Annotated in this window: 29 protein-coding genes; all 29 read right to left on the bottom strand. The window is 67.8% G+C overall.

Features of this window, described 5'->3' with window-relative positions:
- Positions 1 to 84: 84 nt before the first annotated feature.
- Complete coding sequence (gene rpsK, locus HF323_RS01285) at positions 85 to 483, bottom strand: 30S ribosomal protein S11 (RefSeq protein ID WP_056117708.1); 399 nt, start codon at positions 481 to 483, stop codon at positions 85 to 87.
- A gap of 32 nt (positions 484 to 515) precedes the next feature.
- Positions 516 to 896: a 30S ribosomal protein S13 gene (gene rpsM / locus HF323_RS01280; RefSeq protein ID WP_169580762.1), complete on the bottom strand. Its 381-nt coding sequence runs from the start codon at positions 894 to 896 to the stop codon at positions 516 to 518.
- 153 nt (positions 897 to 1049) lie between these two features.
- Positions 1050 to 1166 carry a 50S ribosomal protein L36 gene (gene rpmJ / locus HF323_RS01275; RefSeq protein WP_005050492.1) on the bottom strand — a complete coding sequence of 39 codons (117 nt, stop codon included), beginning with the start codon at positions 1164 to 1166 and terminating at the stop codon, positions 1050 to 1052.
- A 69-nt stretch (positions 1167 to 1235) separates the two neighbouring features.
- Positions 1236 to 1457: a translation initiation factor IF-1 gene (gene infA / locus HF323_RS01270; protein WP_005050493.1), complete on the bottom strand. Its 222-nt coding sequence runs from the start codon at positions 1455 to 1457 to the stop codon at positions 1236 to 1238.
- 146 nt (positions 1458 to 1603) lie between these two features.
- Positions 1604 to 3892 carry a choice-of-anchor A family protein gene (locus HF323_RS01265; protein ID WP_169580761.1) on the bottom strand — a complete coding sequence of 763 codons (2289 nt, stop codon included), beginning with the start codon at positions 3890 to 3892 and terminating at the stop codon, positions 1604 to 1606.
- Between the two features lie 81 nt (positions 3893 to 3973).
- Positions 3974 to 4663 (bottom strand): thioredoxin domain-containing protein, encoded by a 690-nt coding sequence (locus tag HF323_RS01260; protein WP_169580760.1) that lies wholly within the window; start codon positions 4661 to 4663, stop codon positions 3974 to 3976.
- Between the two features lie 8 nt (positions 4664 to 4671).
- The gene (gene map, locus HF323_RS01255; RefSeq protein WP_169580759.1) at positions 4672 to 5514 is read right to left on the bottom strand and encodes a type I methionyl aminopeptidase; all 843 of its coding nucleotides are present in this window, start codon (positions 5512 to 5514) and stop codon (positions 4672 to 4674) included.
- A gap of 4 nt (positions 5515 to 5518) precedes the next feature.
- Positions 5519 to 6112, bottom strand: coding sequence for an adenylate kinase (locus HF323_RS01250; protein WP_169580758.1), 594 nt, complete (start codon positions 6110 to 6112; stop codon positions 5519 to 5521).
- Positions 6109 to 7434, bottom strand: coding sequence for a preprotein translocase subunit SecY (gene secY, locus HF323_RS01245; protein ID WP_169580757.1), 1326 nt, complete (start codon positions 7432 to 7434; stop codon positions 6109 to 6111). Before secY ends, HF323_RS01250 begins: the two co-directional genes overlap by 4 nt.
- 100 nt (positions 7435 to 7534) lie before the next feature.
- Positions 7535 to 8248 (bottom strand): 50S ribosomal protein L15, encoded by a 714-nt coding sequence (rplO, locus tag HF323_RS01240; protein WP_169580756.1) that lies wholly within the window; start codon positions 8246 to 8248, stop codon positions 7535 to 7537.
- Entirely contained in the window at positions 8248 to 8433 is a 186-nt protein-coding gene (gene rpmD, locus HF323_RS01235) for a 50S ribosomal protein L30 (RefSeq protein WP_023954062.1), read from the bottom strand. Before rpmD ends, rplO begins: the two co-directional genes overlap by 1 nt.
- Positions 8433 to 9119 carry a 30S ribosomal protein S5 gene (rpsE, locus tag HF323_RS01230; RefSeq protein WP_169580755.1) on the bottom strand — a complete coding sequence of 229 codons (687 nt, stop codon included), beginning with the start codon at positions 9117 to 9119 and terminating at the stop codon, positions 8433 to 8435. Before rpsE ends, rpmD begins: the two co-directional genes overlap by 1 nt.
- Entirely contained in the window at positions 9116 to 9475 is a 360-nt protein-coding gene (gene rplR, locus HF323_RS01225) for a 50S ribosomal protein L18 (RefSeq protein ID WP_169580754.1), read from the bottom strand. The genes rpsE and rplR overlap by 4 nt, the downstream gene beginning before the upstream one ends.
- Before the next feature lie 2 nt (positions 9476 to 9477).
- On the bottom strand, positions 9478 to 10014 hold the full coding sequence (rplF, locus tag HF323_RS01220; RefSeq protein ID WP_169580753.1) for a 50S ribosomal protein L6: 537 nt from the start codon (positions 10012 to 10014) through the stop codon (positions 9478 to 9480).
- 6 nt (positions 10015 to 10020) lie between these two features.
- Positions 10021 to 10419 carry a 30S ribosomal protein S8 gene (gene rpsH / locus HF323_RS01215; protein WP_169580752.1) on the bottom strand — a complete coding sequence of 133 codons (399 nt, stop codon included), beginning with the start codon at positions 10417 to 10419 and terminating at the stop codon, positions 10021 to 10023.
- Positions 10420 to 10518: 99 nt separating this feature from the next.
- Entirely contained in the window at positions 10519 to 11109 is a 591-nt protein-coding gene (gene rplE / locus HF323_RS01210) for a 50S ribosomal protein L5 (RefSeq protein ID WP_169580751.1), read from the bottom strand.
- A 2-nt stretch (positions 11110 to 11111) separates the two neighbouring features.
- Positions 11112 to 11471: a 50S ribosomal protein L24 gene (rplX, locus tag HF323_RS01205; protein ID WP_169580750.1), complete on the bottom strand. Its 360-nt coding sequence runs from the start codon at positions 11469 to 11471 to the stop codon at positions 11112 to 11114.
- A gap of 4 nt (positions 11472 to 11475) precedes the next feature.
- Positions 11476 to 11844, bottom strand: a complete 369-nt coding sequence (gene rplN, locus HF323_RS01200) for a 50S ribosomal protein L14 (protein ID WP_169580749.1) — start codon at positions 11842 to 11844, stop codon at positions 11476 to 11478.
- Between the two features lie 34 nt (positions 11845 to 11878).
- Positions 11879 to 12223 (bottom strand): 30S ribosomal protein S17, encoded by a 345-nt coding sequence (gene rpsQ, locus HF323_RS15565; protein ID WP_169580748.1) that lies wholly within the window; start codon positions 12221 to 12223, stop codon positions 11879 to 11881.
- Complete coding sequence (rpmC, locus tag HF323_RS01190) at positions 12223 to 12537, bottom strand: 50S ribosomal protein L29 (protein WP_045301493.1); 315 nt, start codon at positions 12535 to 12537, stop codon at positions 12223 to 12225. Before rpmC ends, rpsQ begins: the two co-directional genes overlap by 1 nt.
- Positions 12537 to 12956, bottom strand: coding sequence for a 50S ribosomal protein L16 (gene rplP / locus HF323_RS01185; RefSeq protein WP_067354305.1), 420 nt, complete (start codon positions 12954 to 12956; stop codon positions 12537 to 12539). The genes rpmC and rplP overlap by 1 nt, the downstream gene beginning before the upstream one ends.
- Positions 12956 to 13708: a 30S ribosomal protein S3 gene (gene rpsC, locus HF323_RS01180; RefSeq protein ID WP_169580747.1), complete on the bottom strand. Its 753-nt coding sequence runs from the start codon at positions 13706 to 13708 to the stop codon at positions 12956 to 12958. Before rpsC ends, rplP begins: the two co-directional genes overlap by 1 nt.
- Positions 13708 to 14106 (bottom strand): 50S ribosomal protein L22, encoded by a 399-nt coding sequence (gene rplV, locus HF323_RS01175; protein WP_106816558.1) that lies wholly within the window; start codon positions 14104 to 14106, stop codon positions 13708 to 13710. Before rplV ends, rpsC begins: the two co-directional genes overlap by 1 nt.
- Before the next feature lie 25 nt (positions 14107 to 14131).
- Positions 14132 to 14413, bottom strand: a complete 282-nt coding sequence (rpsS, locus tag HF323_RS01170) for a 30S ribosomal protein S19 (protein WP_169580746.1) — start codon at positions 14411 to 14413, stop codon at positions 14132 to 14134.
- 12 nt (positions 14414 to 14425) lie between these two features.
- Entirely contained in the window at positions 14426 to 15265 is an 840-nt protein-coding gene (gene rplB, locus HF323_RS01165) for a 50S ribosomal protein L2 (RefSeq protein WP_169580745.1), read from the bottom strand.
- A gap of 24 nt (positions 15266 to 15289) precedes the next feature.
- Complete coding sequence (gene rplW, locus HF323_RS01160; RefSeq protein WP_169580744.1) at positions 15290 to 15589, bottom strand: 50S ribosomal protein L23; 300 nt, start codon at positions 15587 to 15589, stop codon at positions 15290 to 15292.
- Entirely contained in the window at positions 15586 to 16248 is a 663-nt protein-coding gene (rplD, locus tag HF323_RS01155) for a 50S ribosomal protein L4 (RefSeq protein ID WP_169580743.1), read from the bottom strand. Before rplD ends, rplW begins: the two co-directional genes overlap by 4 nt.
- A 4-nt stretch (positions 16249 to 16252) precedes the next feature.
- Positions 16253 to 16912: a 50S ribosomal protein L3 gene (gene rplC / locus HF323_RS01150; protein WP_169580742.1), complete on the bottom strand. Its 660-nt coding sequence runs from the start codon at positions 16910 to 16912 to the stop codon at positions 16253 to 16255.
- A gap of 8 nt (positions 16913 to 16920) precedes the next feature.
- On the bottom strand, positions 16921 to 17229 hold the full coding sequence (gene rpsJ, locus HF323_RS01145) for a 30S ribosomal protein S10 (protein ID WP_013584016.1): 309 nt from the start codon (positions 17227 to 17229) through the stop codon (positions 16921 to 16923).
- Between the last annotated feature and the right edge of the window lie 52 nt (positions 17230 to 17281).

Below are 17281 nucleotides of genomic sequence, written 5' to 3'. Positions count from 1 at the left end.
ATCCGGCCGGGCTCCCGAAGGAGACGGAGCGGATGCCGAAGCGTGCGGTAGCCGGGGTGCACGAGGCACCCCGGCTCCGGGAATTCAGACGCGGCGGCGCTTGGGCGGACGGCAGCCGTTGTGGGCCTGCGGCGTCACGTCCTGGATCGAGCCGACCTCGAGGCCGGCGGCCTGCAGCGAGCGGATCGCGGTCTCGCGGCCCGAGCCCGGGCCCTTCACGAAGACGTCGACCTTCTTGACGCCGTGCTCCTGCGCCTGGCGGGCAGCGGACTCCGCCGCCATGCCGGCCGCGTACGGCGTCGACTTGCGCGAGCCCTTGAAGCCCACGCCACCCGACGAGGCCCAGCTGATGACAGCGCCCGAGGGGTCGGTGATCGAGACGATCGTGTTGTTGAACGTCGACTTGATGTGGGCCTGGCCCAGTGCGATGTTCTTCTTTTCCTTGCGGCGCGGCTTGCGCGCGGCGGTCTTGGCCTGTGCCATGAGTTCTGTTCTCCTAAACCTTCAGGGCGCGCTTACTTGCGGCCGGCCTTCTTCTTGCCGGCGACGGTGCGCTTCGGGCCCTTGCGGGTACGAGCGTTCGTCTTGGTGCGCTGACCGCGCACGGGAAGGCCGCGACGGTGGCGCAGACCCTCGTAGGAACCGATCTCGACCTTGCGGCGGATGTCGGCGGCCACCTCACGGCGGAGGTCACCCTCGACCTTGTAGTTGGCCTCGATGTGGTCGCGGAGCGCGATGAGCTGGTCGTCGCTGAGGTCCTTGACGCGGATATTCTCGTCGATCTCCGTCGCCTTGAGGATCTCGATCGAGCGGGTACGGCCAACGCCGTAGATGTAGGTGAGGGCGATCACCACGCGCTTGTCGCGCGGGATGTCGACGCCGGCAAGACGTGCCATGCGGTTCTCCTAGGAGTGAGTGGAGGTGTGGAGCAGGGCCGGTGCCCGGGCCTCCGCCCGAGGTGTCCCCCGCGAACGGGTTCTGGTCCTGCCTGGTTTCGTGTATTCAGTTGTGGGACCGGATGCCCCGTGGCGAGGCATCCGGGAGCATGATCAGCCCTGGCGCTGCTTGTGGCGCGGGTTGCTCTTGCAGATCACCATGACGCGACCGTGGCGACGGATGACCTTGCAGTGGTCGCAGATGGGCTTGACGGAGGGGTTGACCTTCATGATTTCCTGTTTCGCTGTCTTCGCCGGGCTCCCCGGGACTGCCGGGTGGGGCGTTACTTCTCGACCGGTCTAGCGGTAGCGGTAGACGATGCGCCCGCGAGTGAGGTCGTAGGGGCTGAGCTCCACGACGACACGGTCCTCGGGGATGATGCGGATGTAGTTCTGCCGCATCTTGCCGGAGATCGTCGCGAGGACCTTGTGGCCGTTGGTCAGCTCAACGCGGAACATCGCGTTGGGCAGCGCCTCGGACACGACGCCCTCGATCTCGATGACACCGTCTTTCTTCGCCATACGCTCGCTATCACTTTTTGCAGACCGGTCGGTCTGCGGTGGATGGGATTGTGGTGCTCGGACACGCCGATGAAGGCGCAACGCACCAAAGATCAAGCATACGTGATATCGGATGCCTCGGCAAACCGGTCCAGGCGCGGGCCGGACTACGGGCGGCGGCGGCGCACCACCGTCAGAGCCAGCATCACAGCACCGGCCGCGACCAGCGCCGCGCCCATCCCGACGGCCCACCACGGGATCGTCGAGCCGGTCGCGGGGAGCTCGCCCGCGATCTCCCCGTCGCCGCCGTCATCGGGGCCGAGGTCCGCCGTGAACGCGTTGACGACCTCGAACGCGAGCGGCGTCTGCGCCGACTCCGCCGTGATCACCGTCGAGGCGGGTGAGATCTGCGGCGCGGCCCACGAGCCGCCGGCGGCGGTCGGGGCGATCTCGTCGATCGTGCATGTCGAACCCACGGGCGCGGCGAACGGGTCGCTCGTCTCGCCCGCCGCCAGCTCCCATAAGCCCTCGGCCACCGTCTCGCCATCGGAGACACAGCCCCAGGTTCCCTCGAAGCCGATCGCCGGGGCATCCGCGCCCGTCACCGTCTTCGTGATCGTGAACGCCCCGATCAGCTGGGTCAGGGTGTTGGAGACCGTCACCGAGAGCGGGGTCTGCGCCGACTCCGCCGTGATCTGCACCTCGGCAGGAGACACGACCGGCACCGACCACGACCCGCCCACGGGCGCCGCCGGGAGCGTCTCGGTGACGGTGCACCACGCACCGACGGGCGCCTCGATCGGCGCAGAGACCTCTCCTGCGTCGAGCGCCCAGGTGCCCGAGTCGATCACGCCGGCGCCGCCCTGCGTCGCCGCGCACTGCCAGGACCCTGAGAACCCGTCAGCGAACGGCACCTCGTCGGGATTGGATACGACCTTCCGGATCGTGAACGACCCGACCGCCAGCGCATTCTCGACCGCGAACGCGAGCTGCGTCTCGTCGCTCGGGGAGGGCACCGTGAAGGCGACCGGGGCAGTGGCTGCTTCCCCGTTGACGGTCCACACCGGCGTCTGCCACGCCGCGAGCGCGGTCGGATCTAAGCTCTGACCAGCGCTGAGCAACCGGACGCGATAGGTCGAGCCGAGGGTTTCGGTCGCTTCGCATGGCGCCCCGACCGGGAGCCCGTCCACAGTGGTGGTCTCCCCCGGCGCCACCTCCCATTCGACGACGAGCTCCCCGCCGTCCGCGGGTGTGCAGGTCACGAGTCCGTGGAAGGTGGTGCCCGGAGGGAGCAGGGCCTGGTCATCCGCCGACAGGATCTTCTCGATCGTGATCGATCCGACCTCGACGGGCGCGGTCACGGGGATGCAGTCGAAGGGAGCATCGACCCAGGGGTAGTTGTGGTGCTCGTTGCCCACGCCGTCCATGAGGAGCGTGCCGTTCGTGTACAGGCGTCCGTTGGTGCTCGCTGTCACCCGGAGGGTCGGCTGGGTGGGGTCGCCGCTCGCGCCGGGCACGAGAACCGTGCCGAGCACCTGCGAAGAGCCGGCGATGTGGACAGACGTCGCGTCGACGAAGTTCCAGAGCGTGCGGGCGGCGAGCACGCCGAACAGCGGCGACGCGGGATCGTCGGCCCGCACGCCGTCCTCGGCGAAGTAGTTGGGGGCCCAGGTCACGGGTCCGCCGGTCACATTGACGACGACGGATGCCCCGTCGGGGATCCCCGCGAAGCCGAGGGCCGGGTTGGCGGCGAGGGTTGCCGCGGCGACCTCGAACACCTGGGTCGGGGACGAGTCATCGCCGGTGAACGTCAGCAGCGCACCCGCGGTCACGGTTCCCGTCGGGGTCGCCGCCGCGAAGTCGGCGGACTCGTCGGCCAGCAGCGTCCCCCATGAGGACCAGGGAGCGACGGCGGCCGCGCCCAGCCCCTGGGTCAGCGTCCCGTTGTTGAGCTCGTAGTTCGCGCCCGTGGCCTCGTAGTCCGGGATCGTCACTCCCCCGACCTGCACGTCGCCGCCGCGCAGCTGGCCGTTGTCGAACGCGTTCGCGCCGACATCGAGCACCGTCGACGCGCCGACGCTCACGTCGCCGCCGACGGCGAGCATCGTGGTTCCGGGAAGAGGCGTGACGCCCGATCCGACACCCACCCAGCCGACGTTGAAGCGGCCGCCTGCGGCCTTGTCGAAGGACGCGTCCCCCTGGACGACCACGAGGCCCTCCGCCTCGGCCGCCGCGCCGCGCACCTGGAAGTCGCCTCCGGCGTAGACCGCGACGTTCTGATCCGTCCAGACCGGGTTCGTGTTGCCAGGACCCGGGATCGTCCCCTCCGGGCACTCGCCGATGGCGGCTGCAGCCGGCTCCACCGACGGCGGGAGCGCCACCAGCCCGCCCCCCAGGATCAGGCCCATCGCGGCGGCGAGCGCCACCGTCTTGCGGCGCGCCTTTCGCCGCGTCATCCCCGTTTCCCCGCCCATGTTGCCCCCCGCACGCTCGAGCCGAAGCCTACCGCGGAGGACGAGCCGTTCCCAGGGCGGATCTCAGCCGAAGAGCGTCGCCAGCTGGCCCGGCTCGGGCAGGGTCGAGTTGGAGATGACCTCGCCGTTCACCGTGATCGTCGGCGTGCCGATGCCGGCCGCCCCCGGCTGCACCGGGGTCTTGTCCGTCATCTCCGCGACGAAGTCGGAGTACACGCCGTCGTCGACGCATGCGTCGATCCCGGTCACGCCCACCGATTCGGCGATCTGCAGGATCTCGTCGTCCGAGAGTCCCGGAGTGCCTTCGGCCGGCTGCGCGGCGAACATCGCGTTCATGAAGGGAAGGGATGCCTCGGCATCCGCCACCGCGACGCAGTATGCCGCATTGGCGGCACGCGTCGAGTACTCCGTGCCCTGCGATTTGCTGTCGAGGATCGAGATCGGATGGATCGCCAGCGTGATCGCGCCGTCATCGATCAGGCTCGCGATGTCGGGGCCGTAGATCTGCTCGAACCGGTTGCAGACCGGACACAGGAAGTCGATGTAGGTGCCCAGCTGGTCATCGCCGTCCCCGACCAGGATCGCCCCGGTCTCGGCGTCGATGTTCGAGGCGGACGGCGTCCCGCCCGGCGCGGGGTCCGAAGGCTGGTTGTTGAGCACCACGATCAGCACGGCCGCCACCAGGAGGGCCACGACGACCCCGGCGCTCACCCAGATCGCGACCCAGTTGACCTTGCGCGGACCTTCCGTCATGACCTCTCCTATGCAATCTCGGTCGGCGTGACGCCGAAGGGCGCGAGCCCTGCCGCGCCTCCGTCCGGCGCCGTGAGCACCCAGATGCCCCCATCGTGCACCGCGACGCTGTGCTCCCAGTGCGAACCGGCCGTGCCGTCCAGAGTCGACACCGTCCAGCCGTCGTCCTCGACGAACGTCGCCTGGTCGCCGATGACGACCATCGGCTCGATGGCGAGCACGAGGCCCGGACGCACTTCCGGCCCCGGATCCGACACACGGTAGTTGAAGACCGAAGGGGACTCGTGCATCTTCCGGCCGATGCCGTGGCCGACGTACTCGCGCAGGATGCCGTAGGCCCCGGTATCGGGAGAGTTCGCCTCGATGTGCTCCTGGATGGCCGCGCCGACTTCGCCGAGATGCCGCGCCGTCACGAGAGACGCGATCCCGGCCCACAGCGACCCCTCGGTCACATCCGAGAGTCGTCGCCGTTCAGCGACGACGTCGGGACGATCGGGGTCGTCGAGCACGACGCTGAACGCCGAGTCGCCGTTCCATCCCTTGTACTCCGCCCCCGCGTCGATCGAGAGGATGTCGCCGGCGGCGAGCTCCCGTTCGCCGGGGATGCCGTGTACGACCTGCTCGTTGACCGACGCGCAGATGGTGTGCCGGTAGCCGCGTACCATCTGGAAGTTCGACTTCGCGCCGCGAGCGGTGATGAGGGCGGATGCCGCGGCATCCAGCTCCGCGGTCGTCACACCCGGGGCGATCAGCTCCCTGACCGCATCGAGTGCCGCCGCCGTGATGAGACCCGGTTCCACCATCGCCCGCAGCTGAGCGGGAGACTTGTAGATGGAGCGGCGCAGCGACACGGGCTCAGGCTGCGGCGTCGCGGCGGAGACCGCGCGCCTCGAGTGCCGAGAGGACGCGGGCCGTGATCTCGTCGAGCGAGCCGACGCCGTCCACCTGCACCACGATGCCGCGCGCGCCGTAGACGCCGAGGATCGGCGCGGTCTCGCGCTCGTAGATGGCCAGGCGGTTGGCGATCACGTCTTCGGTGTCGTCGGTCCGACCCTGCTCCTTCGCGCGCAGCGCGATCCGGGCGATGCTCTCTTCACGCGGCACGCTGAGCTCGATGACGGCGTCGAGGGTCTCGCCGCGGCCCTCGAGGAACTCGTCGAGGTGGGCGACCTGACTCACGTTGCGGGGATAGCCGTCGAGCAGGAAGCCCTCCTCGGCGTCCGCCTGCGAGAGGCGGTCGCGGACGACCGCGCTCGTGAGCTCGTCGGAGACGAGGTCGCCGGCCTCGATGACCGACTTGACCTGCGCGCCCAGATCGGAGCCGTCGGCGACCGCCGCGCGGAAGACATCCCCCGTCGAGACGGCCGGGATGCCGAACGCCTCGGCGATGCGCACACCCTGCGTGCCCTTGCCCGAGCCCTGCGGCCCGACGATCAGCAGCCGCGTCATCGCAGCAGCCCCTCGTAGTGACGCTGCTGGAGCTGCGCGTCGATCTGCTTCACGGTCTCCAGACCCACGCCGACGATGATGAGGATCGACGCGCCGCCGAACGGGAAGTTCTGATTGGCGCCGACCGTCGCGAGGGCGATGAGCGGGAGGAGCGCGATGCAGCCCAGGTACAGAGAGCCGGGCAGAGTGATGCGGGTGAGCACGTAGTCGAGGTACTCGGCGGTCGGCCGGCCGGCACGGATGCCGGGGATGAATCCGCCGTACTTCTTCATGTTGTCGGCGACCTCGACGGGATTGAACGTGATGGCCACGTAGAAGTACGTGAAGCCGACGATCAGGAGGAAGTACACGGCCATGTAGATCGGGTGATCGCCGTTGGTGAAGTACTGCTGGATCCACGCCACCCAGCCCGGGATGTTGTTGTCCGCGTCGGGCTGCATGTTGAACTGAGCGATGAGCGCCGGGATGTACAGCAGCGACGAGGCGAAGATGACCGGCACGACGCCGGCCATGTTGACCTTGATCGGGATGTACGTGTTGGTGCCGCCGTACGTGCGGCGACCGACCATGCGCTTGGCATACTGCACCGGGATCCGCCGCTGCGACTGCTCGACGAACACCACGAGGGCCACAACGACGATGCCGACCGCGAGGACGAGCAGGAACACCTCGAAGCCGCGCGAGGCCCAGATCGCACCCATCGCGGCGGGGAACGTCGCGGCGATGGACGTGAAGATGAGCAGCGACATGCCGTTTCCGATGCCACGCTCGGTGACCAGCTCGGCGAACCACATGATGAGGCCGGTGCCGGCGGTCATGGTGATGATCATGAGGAGCTGCGCCCACCATGCGTCGTTGGTGAGCAGCTGCTCGCACTCGGGCACACCGGTCACGCCGAACAGCTGACCGCTGCGCGCCACCGTCACCAGGGTCGTCGACTGCAGCAGCGCGAGCGCGATCGTGAGGTAGCGGGTGTACTGCGTCAGCTTGGCCTGGCCCGACTGGCCCTCCTTGTAGAGGGTCTCGAAGTGCGGGATGACGACGCGGAGCAGCTGGACGATGATCGTCGCGGTGATGTACGGCATGACGCCCAGCGCGAAGATCGACAGCTGCAGGAGCGCGCCGCCCGAGAACAGGTTGACCAGCGACAGCAGGCCTTCGGTGCCTCCGCTCTGCCGGAGGCAGGACTGCACGTTCGGAAAGTCGACGAACGGAGCCGGCACGTGGGCGCCGAAGCGATAGAGGGCGATGATCGCCAGGGTGAATGCGATCTTCCGCCGAAGGTCGGGAGTGCGGAAGACCCGCGCGATGGCGCTGAACAAGTGGATGCCTCCAGAAGGGATGCCGGCGCGCACAGCGACGTGCCGACGTCCAGGGTAACCCAGTGGGGGCCGGAGCAAGCTCCGACCCCCACTGTGCGTACTACTTGACGGTGCCGCCCGCGGCGACGATCTTCTGCTCGGCCGAACCCGAGACCTTGTCGACCGCCACGTTGAGCTTCACCGAGATGTCGCCGGTGCCGAGCACCTTGACCTTCTCGTTCTTGCGGACCGCACCCTTGGCGACCAGGTCGCCGACGGTGACGTCGCCGCCGGCCGGGTAGAGCTCGGCCAGCTTGTCCAGGTTCACGACCTGGTACTCGACACGGAACGGGTTCTTGAACCCGCGCAGCTTCGGCGTGCGCATGTGCAGCGGCATCTGGCCGCCCTCGAAGCCGACCTTGACCTGGTAGCGGGCCTTCGTGCCCTTGGTGCCACGGCCGGCGGTCTTGCCCTTCGAGCCCTCACCGCGACCCACGCGGGTCTTGGCGGTGTTGGCGCCGGGAACCGGACGCAGGTGGTGCACCTTCAGCACACCCGGGCGCGAAGCCGGGGCATCCGCCTTCGGAGCCGCCTTCTTGGCCGGAGCCTTCTTGGCGGCGGGAGCCTTCTCAGCCTTCTCCGCAGCGTCGGCCTTGTCGGCCTTCGCAGCAGCGGCCTTGGCAGGCGCCTTCTTCGCGGCGGCCGGCTTGTCGGCGGCAGCCTTGGGGGCGGCCTTCTTCGCCGGGGCTGCCTTGTCGGTCGCCTTCTTGGGGGCGGCCGCCTTCTTGGCAGTCTCGGCCTCGACGGCCTCGTTCTTCTCGGCCTTCTCAGCCATCAGTCGATCTCCTCAACCTTCACGAGGTGAGCGACGGTCTTGACGTAACCGCGCGTCTGCGCGTCGTCGGGACGGACGACGGAGTCGCCGATCCGCTTGAGACCGAGCGAACGCAGCGTGTCGCGCTGGTTCTGCTTCTCACTCACCTTGGACTTGACCTGGGTCACCTTCAGGCGCGCAGCCATCAGACACCTGCCTTCGCAGCAGCAGCCGCGGCCTCGGCCTCGGCACGGACGAGACGGGCAGGGGCGACCTGGTCGAACTCGAGACCGCGACGCGCGGCGACCGCACGGGGCTCCTCGAGCTGCTTCAGGGCCTCCACCGTCGCGTGGACGATGTTGATCGTGTTGGACGATCCGAGCGACTTCGACAGGACGTCGTGGATGCCCGCGCACTCCAGCACGGCACGCACCGGGCCACCGGCGATAACACCGGTACCGGCAGCGGCCGGGCGCAGCAGCACCACACCGGCAGCGGCCTCACCCTGCACCGGGTGCGGGATGGTCGAGCCGACGCGCGGCACGCGGAAGAAGTTGCGCTTGGCCTCTTCGACGCCCTTCGAGATCGCCAGCGGCACCTCGCGGGCCTTGCCGTAGCCGACACCCACGACGCCGTTGCCGTCACCGACGACGACGAGCGCGGTGAAGCTGAAGCGACGACCGCCCTTGACGACCTTCGACACACGGTTGATCGTCACGACGCGCTCGAGGAACTGGCTCTCGGCGCGGTCGCGTCCGCCGCGGTCGCGGTTCGGGTTGCGCTCGCGACCGCCGCGGCGGGGCTCGCGCTCACGCTCGGTGGTCGCAGCCGCCTCGGCCGGCGCCTCGGTGGCAGCCTGCTCGGTCACGTTGTTCTCCTTGTTGTCACTCACAGGTTCAGACCTCCCTCGCGGGCGCCGTCGGCGATCGCCGCGACACGGCCCGCGTAGCGGTTGCCACCGCGGTCGAACACGACGTCCGAGACGCCGGCGGCCTTCGCGCGCTCGGCGACCAGTTCGCCGACCTTGCGGGCCTTGGCGGTCTTGTCACCGTCGAACGTGCGCAGGTCGGTCTCGAGGGTCGACGCCGAGGCCACGGTGCGGCCCTTGCTGTCATCGACGACCTGCACGAAGACGTGGCGGGCCGAGCGGGTGACGACGAGGCGCGGACGCTGCTCGGTGCCGACGACCTTCTTGCGAAGGCGGGCGTGACGACGCGCGCGGGCGTCGGTCTTCGACTTCACAGCCATGGTTACTTACCAGCCTTTCCGGCCTTGCGGCGGACGACCTCGCCCGCGTAACGCACACCCTTGCCCTTGTACGGCTCGGGCTTGCGGATCTTGCGGATGTTCGCAGCCGCCTCGCCGACGGCCTGCTTGTCGATGCCGCTCACGGTGACCTTGTTGTTGCCTTCGACCGTGAACGAGATCCCCGCGGGCGGGTCGACGAGAACGGGGTGCGAGAAGCCGAGGGCGAACTCGATCGAGCTGCCCTTCTGAGCCACGCGGTAACCCGTTCCGACGACCTCGAGGCCCTTGGTGTAGCCCTGGGTGACGCCGATGATGTTGTTGTTGATGAGCGTGCGGGTCAGGCCGTGCAGCGAACGCGACGAGCGCTCGTCGTCGGGACGGGTCACGACGACCTGGCCCTCCTCGACCTTGACCTCGATGGGGCGCGCCACGGTGAGCTTGAGCTCGCCCTTGGGGCCCTTGACTGCGACATCCTGGCCGTCGACCGAAACGGTCACGCCGGCGGGGATGTCGATGGGAAGACGTCCGATTCGCGACATGTCAGATCACCACACGTAGGCGAGGACTTCCCCACCCACGCCCTTCTGCTCGGCCTGGCGGTCGGTGAGAAGACCGGAGGAGGTGGACAGGATCGCGACGCCGAGGCCGCCGAGGACGCGGGGGATCTCGGTCGACTTCGCGTAGACGCGCAGGCCGGGCTTCGAGACGCGCTTGATGCCGGCGATCGAACGCTCGCGGTTCGGGCCGTACTTCAGCGTCAGCGTGAGGGTCTGGCCGACACGGGCGTCGGAGACCTCCCAGCCGGAGATGTAGCCCTCCTGCTGGAGGATCTCGGCGATGTGCGTCTTGAGCTTCGAGCTCGGCAGCGACACGGTGTCGTGGTGCGCCGAGTTCGCGTTGCGCAGACGGGTCAGCATGTCTGCGACCGGGTCTGTCATTGTCATTTGCTGTTTCCTTTGTTCATGAGGTTTCGGCTGCCGTTACACGACAGGCGACCTTCGATGAGTGCCCCGGGAGCCGGATGGCTCCCGGGACTCTTCGGCTCAGGCCTGGGCGTCCTCGCCGCGGAACGGGAAGCCGAGGTGGCGCAGCAGCGCACGGCCTTCGGCATCCGTCTTGGCCGACGTCACGATGGTGATGTCGAACCCGCGGACGCGGTCGATCTTGTCCTGGTCGATCTCGTGGAACACCGACTGCTCCTGGAGACCGAAGGTGTAGTTGCCGTGGCCGTCGAACTGCTTGGCCGACAGACCGCGGAAGTCGCGGATGCGGGGCAGAGCGAGGTTGACCAGGCGGTCGATGAACTCCCACGCACGGTCACCGCGAAGGGTGACGTGCGCGCCGATGGCCTGACCCTCGCGCAGCTTGAACTGGGCGATGGACTTGCGGGCCTTGGTGACGACCGGCTTCTGCCCGGTGATCTTGGTGAGGTCGTCGACCGCACCATCGATCACCTTGCTGTCGCGAGCTGCCTCGCCGACACCGGTGTTCACCACGACCTTGACGAGACCGGGGATCTGCATGACGTTGGCGTAGCCGAACTCGTCCTGCAGCTGACTCTTGATCTCGGTGTTGTACTTCTGCTTCAGGCGGGGCTGGATCTTGCCAGCCTCCACGGCAGTGGCGGTGCTCATATTCAGAGGTCCTTGCCTGACTTCTTGGCGTAGCGCACGCGGACGGTGCGCTTGACGCCGTCCTTCGTCTGCTCCTCGATGCGGTGGCCGACGCGGGTCGGCTTCTTGGTCGAGGGGTCGACGAGCGCGACGTTGGAGATGTGGATCGGGGCTTCCATCGTCTCGATGCCGCCCGTCTTGGTGCCGCGCTGGCTCTGGCCGACACGGTTGTGCTTGGTGACGTAGTTCACGCCCTCGACGATGACGCGGTTCTGCTCGACGAGGACCTCGAGGACCTTGCCCTGCTTACCGCGGTCACCGCCGCGCTCGGGCTTGGCGCCCGAGATGACCTGAACGAGGTCGCCCTTCTTGATCTTGGCCATGGGGTCAGATCACCTCCGGTGCGAGCGAGACGATCTTCATGAACTTCTTGTCGCGAAGCTCACGACCGACCGGTCCGAAGATGCGGGTGCCGCGGGGCTCCCCGTCGTTCTTCAGGATGACGGCGGCGTTCTCGTCGAACTTGATGTAGGAACCGTCGGGACGACGGGTCTGCTTGACAGTGCGGACGACGACGGCCTTGACCACGTCGCCCTTCTTGACGTTTCCGCCCGGGATCGCATCCTTGACCGTGGCCACGATGATGTCGCCCAGACCGGCGTACCGGCGCTGCGAGCCACCGAGCACGCGGATCGTGAGCAGCTCCTTGGCGCCGGTGTTGTCGGCGACCTTGAGGCGGGATTCCTGCTGAATCACTTTTTACTCCTTGGGTTCCAAGCAAGCCGGAGGCTTACTTGGCCTTCTCGAGGATCTCGACCAGGCGCCAGCGCTTGGTCGCGCTCAGCGGACGGGTCTCGTTGATGAGGACGAGGTCGCCGATGCCGGCGGTGTTGCCCTCGTCGTGCGCCTTGACCTTCGACGTGCGACGGATGACCTTGCCGTAGAGGGGGTGCTTCACGCGGTCCTCGACCTCGACGACGATCGTCTTGTCCATCTTGTCGCTGACCACATACCCGCGGCGGGCCTTGCGGTAGCCACGGGCGTTGGCGTCGCGCACATCGTGCGCGGCCGACTCGTGGCCGGCGACCTGCTCCTTGACCTCGGCCTCGGCCGCGGTCTTCTTCGTGGTGGCCATCACTCAGCCTCTTCCTTCGCGGCCTCGTCGGCGGCATCCGCCTTCTTGGCCTTCGTCTTCTTCGCCTTCGTCGCGGTCTCCAGCGGCGCGGGCGTGGCACGGATGCCGAGCTCGCGCTCACGGATCACGGTGTAGAGCCGCGCGATGTCGCGCTTGACCGCACGGATGCGGCCGTGGCTCTCGAGCTGGCCGGTGGCCGACTGGAAGCGCAGGTTGAACAGCTCTTCCTTGGCCTTGCGCAGCTCCTCGACGAGGCGCTGGTCTTCGAACGTGTCGAGCTCGCTCGGAGCGAGCGTCTTGGTGCCGATCGCCATTACGCGTCGCCCTCCTCGCGCTTGATGATGCGTGCCTTGAGAGGCAGCTTGTGGATGGCACGGGTCAGGGCCTCACGAGCGAGCTGCTCGTTGACGCCGGCGACCTCGAAGAGGACGCGACCCGGCTTGACGTTTGCGACCCACCACTCGGGCGAACCCTTACCGGAACCCATGCGGGTCTCGGCCGGCTTCTTGGTGAGGGGACGGTCGGGGTAGATGTTGATCCACACCTTGCCGCCACGCTTGATGTGACGGGTCATCGCGATACGAGCGGACTCGATCTGACGGTTCGTCACGTAAGCGGGCGTGAGTGCCTGGATGCCGAACTCGCCGAAGGAGACCTTCGTGCCGCCGGTGGCCTGGCCATCGCGCTTGGGGTGGTGCTGCTTGCGGTACTTGACCTTGCGGGGGATAAGCATTACGCCGATGCTCCTTCTGCGACGGGGGCCTCGTTGCGCGGGCCACGGCGCGGACGGTCGTCGCGACGACGGTCCGACTTGGGCGCGTTGGCCTGCTCGCGCGCGAGCTCCTTGTTGGTCAGGTCGCCCTTGTAGATCCAGACCTTCACGCCGATGCGGCCGAAGGTGGTCTTCGCCTCGTAGAAGCCGTAGTCGATGTTCGCGCGCAGCGTGTGCAGCGGCACACGACCCTCGCGGTAGAACTCCGAGCGGCTCATCTCGGCGCCGCCGAGGCGGCCGGAGACCTGGATGCGAACGCCCTTGGCGCCGGCGCGCTGCGCGCCCTGCAGGCCCTTGCGCATCGCGCGGCGGAACGCCACGCGAGCGCTGAGCTGCTCGGCGATGCCCTGCGCGACGAGCTGAGCGTCGGCCTCGGGGTTCTTGACCTCGAGGATGTTCAGCTGGATCTGCTTGCCGGTGAGCTTCTCGAGGTCGGCGCGGATGCGCTCGGCCTCGGCGCCGCGACGACCGATCACGATGCCCGGGCGGGCGGTGTGGATGTCGACGCGAACGCGGTCACGGGTGCGCTCGATCTCGATGTTGCTGACGCCTGCGCGGTCGAGCGAGGTCGTCAGCAGACGACGGATCTTGATGTCCTCGGCCACGTAGTCGGCGTAGCGCTGTCCGGGCTTCGTCGAGTCCGAGAACCAACGCGACACGTGGTCCGTGGTGATGCCGAGGCGGAAGCCGTACGGGTTGACCTTCTGGCCCATTACTTGCTCGCCTTCTTCGTCTTGGCAGCCGGGGCCGCCTCGGCGACCTCGGGCGTCGAGAGCACGACCGTGATGTGGCTCGTGCGCTTCTTGATCTGGAACGCGCGACCCTGGGCGCGGGGCTGGAAACGCTTGAGCGTCGTGCCCTCGTCGACGTACGCGTTCTTCACGTACAGGTCCTGCTCGTCCAGGTACTCGCCATCCTTGTCGGCCTTCACGCGAGCGTTCGCGATCGCCGAGGCGACGAGCTTGTAGATCGGCTCGCTCGCACCCTGCGGCGCGAACTTGAGGATGGCCAGGGCCTCCTCAGCCTGCTTGCCCTTGATGAGGGCGACGACACGACGAGCCTTCTGAGGGGTCACGCGGATGTGTCGCACGCGTGCGATGGACTCCACCATTTCTCTCTCCTCTTTCGTCCCCGCGTCAGCGGCGACGGCCCTTCTTGTCGTCCTTCTCGTGGCCGCGGAAGGTGCGGGTGGGCGCGAACTCGCCCAGCTTGTGTCCGACCATGGTCTCGGTCACGAACACGGGGATGTGCTTGCGACCGTCGTGCACGGCGATCGTGTGACCCAGCATGGCGGGGACGATCATCGAGCGACGCGACCACGTCTTGATGACGTTCTTCGTGCCGGCTTCGTTCTGCGAGGCGACCTTGCGAAGCAGGTGCTCGTCGACGAAGGGGCCCTTCTTAAGACTGCGTGGCATCTTCCTCTACTCCTACTTGCGCTTCTTGCCGGCGTTGCGACGGCGAACGATGTACTTGTCGCTTTCCTTGTTCGCGTGGCGGGTGCGGCCTTCGGCCTGGCCCCACGGCGTAACAGGGTGACGACCACCGGAGGTCTTGCCCTCGCCACCACCGTGCGGGTGGTCGACGGGGTTCATCGCGACACCGCGGACGGTCGGGCGGATGCCCTTCCAGCGGTTGCGGCCGGCCTTGCCCCAGTTGATGTTCGACTGCTCGGCGTTTCCGACCTCGCCGATCGTCGCGCGGCAGCGCGCGTCGACGTTGCGGATCTCGCCCGAGGGCAGACGCAGCTGGGCGTAGGGGCCGTCCTTCGCGACGAGGCGAACCGACGCACCCGCCGAGCGGGCGAGCTTCGCGCCGCCGCCGGGACGGAGCTCGATCGCGTGGATCACGGTACCGGTGGGGATGTTCTTCAGCGGCAGGTTGTTGCCGGGCTTGATGTCGGCCGAGGGACCCGACTCGACGATGTCGCCCTGCTGCAGCTTGTTCGGGGCGATGATGTAGCGCTTCTCGCCGTCGAAGTAGTGCAGGAGCGCGATGCGCGCCGTGCGGTTGGGGTCGTACTCGATGTGCGCGACCTTGGCGTTGACGCCGTCCTTGTCGTTGCGACGGAAGTCGATGACGCGGTACTGGCGCTTGTGGCCACCGCCGATGTGGCGGGTGGTGATGCGGCCCTGATTGTTGCGGCCACCGGTCTTGGCGAGCGGGCGGAGGAGCGACTTCTCGGGCGTCGATCGGGTGATCTCGGCGAAGTCGGCCACCGACGAGCCGCGGCGACCCGGGGTCGTGGGCTTGTACTTGCGAATAGCCATATCTCTAGTCCTCTATCCCGACCGTCAGCCGACTGCCGTGAAGATGTCGATGGTGCCCGACTTCAGGGTCACGATGGCGCGCTTGGTGTCCTTGCGCTTGCCGGTGCCGAAGCGGGTGCGGCGGGCCTTGCCGACGCGGTTGATCGTGTTGACCGCAGCGACCTTGACGCCGAAGATCTTCTCGATCGCGAGCTTGATCTCGGTCTTCGAGGCGCGCGGGTCCACGAGGAACGTGTACTTGCCCTCGTCGATGAGCCCGTAGCTCTTCTCGGAGACGACCGGCTTCAGGATGATGTCGCGCGGGTCCTTGTTGACGGTGGTCATGCCGAGACCTCCTCGGTGGCGCCGGTCTTGGACGCGACGAAGGCGTCGAAGGCGGCCTTGGTGAAGACGATGTCGTCCGAGACGAGCACGTCGTAGGCGTTGAGCTGGTCGGAGTACAGCACGTGGACGTACGCGAGGTTGCGCACGCTCAGGATGCTGAGCTCGTCGTCACGGGTGATGACGACCAGCACGTTCTTGGTCGGGGCGAGCGTCGCGAGGACCGCGGCAGCGGCCTTGGTCGACGGTGCGCCCTCGATGCCGAACGAGTCGACGATGTGCAGGCGGTCGCCGCGAGCGCGGTCGCTGAGCGCGCCCAGCAGGGCGGCGGCGATCATCTTCTTGGGCGTGCGCTGCGAGTAGTCGCGCGGCTTGGGGCCGTGCACGATGCCACCGCCGGTCATGTGCGGCGCGCGGATCGAACCCTGACGGGCGTTACCCGTGCCCTTCTGCTTGAAGGGCTTGCGGCCGGCACCGGAGACCTCACCGCGACGCTTGGTCGAGTGGGTGCCCTGGCGAGCCGCGGCGCGCTGCGCCACGACGACCTGGTGGATGAGCGGGATGTTCGTCTTGACGTCGAACAGAGCGGCGGGCAGCTCAACCGAGCCGGCCTTCTTGCCGTCTGCCTTCACGACGTCGAGCGCGAGAGTCGAGTCAGCCATGTGATCAGGCACCCTTCACTGCGTTGCGGACGTAGACGATGCGGCCGCGCGCGCCGGGGACGGCGCCCTTGACGAGCAGCAGACCCTTCTCGGCGTCAACGGCGTGCACCGTGAGGTTGAGGACGGTCACGCGCTCGCCACCCATACGGCCGGCCATGCGCATGCCCTTGAAGACGCGGCTCGGGGTCGACGAGGCGCCGATCGAGCCGGGCTTGCGGTGGTTGCGGTGCGCACCGTGCGAAGCGGAGACGCCCTTGAAGTTGTGGCGCTTCATGACACCTGCGGTGCCCTTGCCCTTGCTGGTGCCCACGACGTCGACCCGCTGGCCGGCCTCGAACACGCCGTCCACCGTGAGCTCCTGACCGAGTGAGTAGTCAGCGGCATCCGCGGTGCGGATCTCGGTGAGGTGACGACGCGGGGTCACACCGGCGGCCTCGAAGTGGGCCGTCTGCGGCTTGTTGACCTTGCGGGGGTCGATCTGGCCGTAGGCGATCTGGACGGCCTTGTAGCCGTCCTTCTCGGGCGTGCGAACCTGGGTGACCACGTTCGGCGCGACCTCGATGACGGTGACGGGAACGAGCTTGCCGTTCTCGTCCCAGACCTGGGTCATGCCGAGCTTGGTGCCGAGCAGGCCCTTGGAAATCTTGTTGTTGATGTCAGCCATGTCGAACCTCAGAGCTTGATCTCGATGTTGACGTCGGCCGGCAGGTCAAGGCGCATCAGCGAGTCGACGGCCTTGGGCGTCGGGTCGATGATGTCGATCAGACGCTTGTGGGTGCGCATCTCGAAGTGCTCGCGGCTGTCCTTGTACTTGTGGGGCGACCGGATGACGCACACGACGTTCTTCTCGGTCGGAAGGGGCACGGGGCCCACGACGGTCGCGCCCGCACGGGTCACGGTGTCGACGATCTTGCGCGCCGAGCTGTCGAGGCCGGCGTGGTCGTACGACTTCAGGCGAATGCGGATCTTCTGTCCCGCCATTGTCTGCTCACTCTCTTTCTCGCGTCGTACCGTTCCGGAGGCCCCGGAGGCA

Origin of the sequence: Microbacterium sp. MF43, from assembly GCF_012847295.1 — a bacterium.
GTDB lineage: Bacteria > Actinomycetota > Actinomycetes > Actinomycetales > Microbacteriaceae > Microbacterium.
Note: the sequence above shows the minus strand (reverse complement) of the source record. Positions and strands in the feature narration are given on the sequence as shown.